Source organism: Lentzea sp. NPDC006480 (assembly GCF_040611995.1).
Taxonomy (GTDB): domain Bacteria; phylum Actinomycetota; class Actinomycetes; order Mycobacteriales; family Pseudonocardiaceae; genus Lentzea.
In genome coordinates this window covers 1-2196 of record NZ_JBEXPJ010000335.1, presented here as the reverse complement: position 1 = coordinate 2196, position 2196 = coordinate 1, and the positions used below count along the sequence as shown (strand labels likewise).

Annotated in this window: 1 protein-coding gene; it reads left to right on the top strand. The window is 62.6% G+C overall.

Translation table 11 applies throughout. The annotated features are described in order from the left end of the window. Nucleotides 1-38: 38 nt before the first annotated feature. A partial coding sequence (locus ABZX92_RS45710) for an NACHT domain-containing protein (protein ID WP_355572411.1) occupies nucleotides 39-2196 on the top strand: 2158 nt, incomplete at its 3' end.

The following is a 2196-nucleotide window of genomic DNA, read 5'->3' as shown; positions in this document are numbered from 1 at the left end:
GTCACGCCGTCCAGGTTCGAGAGCATCCGCACCGGGTCGTGATCGAGGTACTCACGATCCTCCTGCTCGCCGGATCTGTCATCGCGATACTGACGCCGATTGCCGCCGTGTTGCGCAAGTGCTGGAACGCTGTCCGGTGGATGACCAGAGGGCGCATCGGCGACGAACGCCGGAGGCAGCGCAGGCGAAAGATGTTCGCCAAGCATCTCCACAACGTGTTGTGGAACATCGAACTCCAGGAAGACTGGCGGGACGAGAAGTATGCCGAGCTGGAGGCCGAGGTCGAGATCGAGCGATCCTGGCGGCGCCGTTGGATGCTGAGGTTGCTGCCCTTTCGCCGGCCCGCACTCCGGCGTGTCGATTCGCTCTCCGAGGCGCTGCGGCGCAGTAGCGAACCGCTGATCTTGTTGGAAGGAGAGCCCGGCGCAGGCAAGAGCGTGGCGCTGCGACACCTCGCGCGCGTGATGATCGGTCGGGCAGTGAAGAGCGACAAGCCGAAAGTGATCCTTCCTCTGTACATCAACCTCAAGTCGCTCGACATTCGTCCTGATCTCGTGTCGCCGGACGGAATTCGCGCGTTCCTCCTCGCCAAACTAGCCGAGGCCAACAGCCGAGATATTCAAGAGGTGCTGGACGAGGAGTTCGACCGGGGACTGAAGGACGGGACCTGGCTGTTTCTGTTTGACTCGTTCGACGAGATCCCAGACATCCTGTCAGCTGATGACGCACAGCAGATCGCGCCGAAGTACGCACAGGCCATCGCGGGCTTTCTCGGACCATTCACTCGGTGCCGCGGCATCGTCGCCTCACGCGATTTCAGTAGTCCGAACATTGTGCAGTTCACCCGCTTCCGCATCCTGCGATTGTCACCACGCCAGCAGCGCAAGCTGATCAAGCGGGCGGACCTGGACCGCCCGGTGTACCGCGCAATGCTGGAAGGGCTGGCGACCGCTTCACAGGACATCACCACATTTGCGGGCAATCCGATGTTCCTTGGCCTGCTGTGCGAGCATATGCGCATCGGCATCGAGTTCCCTGCGAGCTCTCACACCGTGTTCGAGCAGTACCTGACCCACCGGCTGCGACGTGACCGCGACCGCATCAGGGCTCGTTTCGGCAGGGATGTGGACTTCATCCGTGCCGGCGCGGAGGAGATCGCCTTCCTGATGGCCTCCACACCCCGGATGGGCCTTACGCCCACCAGGTCGGTTCTACGGGCGATGGCGCCTGCGATGCAACGAGTTGCACCCACCGTGCTGAACACCATTCTTGATGCCCTGGTGTACTCAAAGCTCGGACGAGCCGATAGCAACGCCGACGGCGAACCGACGTTCTCCTTCGTCCACCGGCGGTTCCAGGAGTACTTCTCCACCTGCGTCGTCATCAGCGACCCCAAGCGAGTACCAATGGCCGTTCTGCTGGAGAACGATCAGTGGCGCGAGACCGCAGTCACCCTGCTGCAGGTGCAGGACAGCGACGCGACGCGCCCGCTGCTTGCCGACGCGCGAGGAATCCTCCGGCGGCACGCCGCCGCGGTCATCCACGGCGACTTCAGGTGGCCTCCTGGCTGTCTGCACTTGCTTGGGATTCTCGCGACCGGCCTGGAGACCCACCCAGCCAAAGTCACCGACGAAATCAGATCGCTGATCGACTGCATAGTCCAGCGCGCCTGGAACCGTGGTCATCGGCTGGACAAACGCCGAGCCGTCGCCTTCGCAGGTTTGCTCACCTTCCCGATCGCCGATGAGTTGCTCACCGCAGCGTTCCGCTCTCGCAACGAGTTCCTGCGGGAAGTCGCGTTCCGAACCGCTGGATCGCTGCCGCAGCTCAGCGAGGACTTACGTGGTCAGATCCGCCTCACGCTGTTGGGTCTCACATGCTCCACGGCTATCTACACCAAGAGAGCGTCCGCCATCGCACAGATCAAGCGGCTGGCGCACCCCAGGGAGTTTCTCACGCAGCTCGATCTTTTGACGATTACATTCCCCTTGGCTCTGATGTTTTCAGCTGGAGGTGTCGTCCTCAACGCGTTCTCCCCCACATCCGGCCCGCTGCCGGCACGGATCATCGCTTCGACGTTCTATGTTTTCATGGTCACACTTGTCCTCAAGGGGCTGTTTTGGATCACGGCACGGCTCCGGACCGCGCTTCCGCCGACCCGTTCGCGCTCGCCGTCCGCGAACTCCGCGAGGAGAC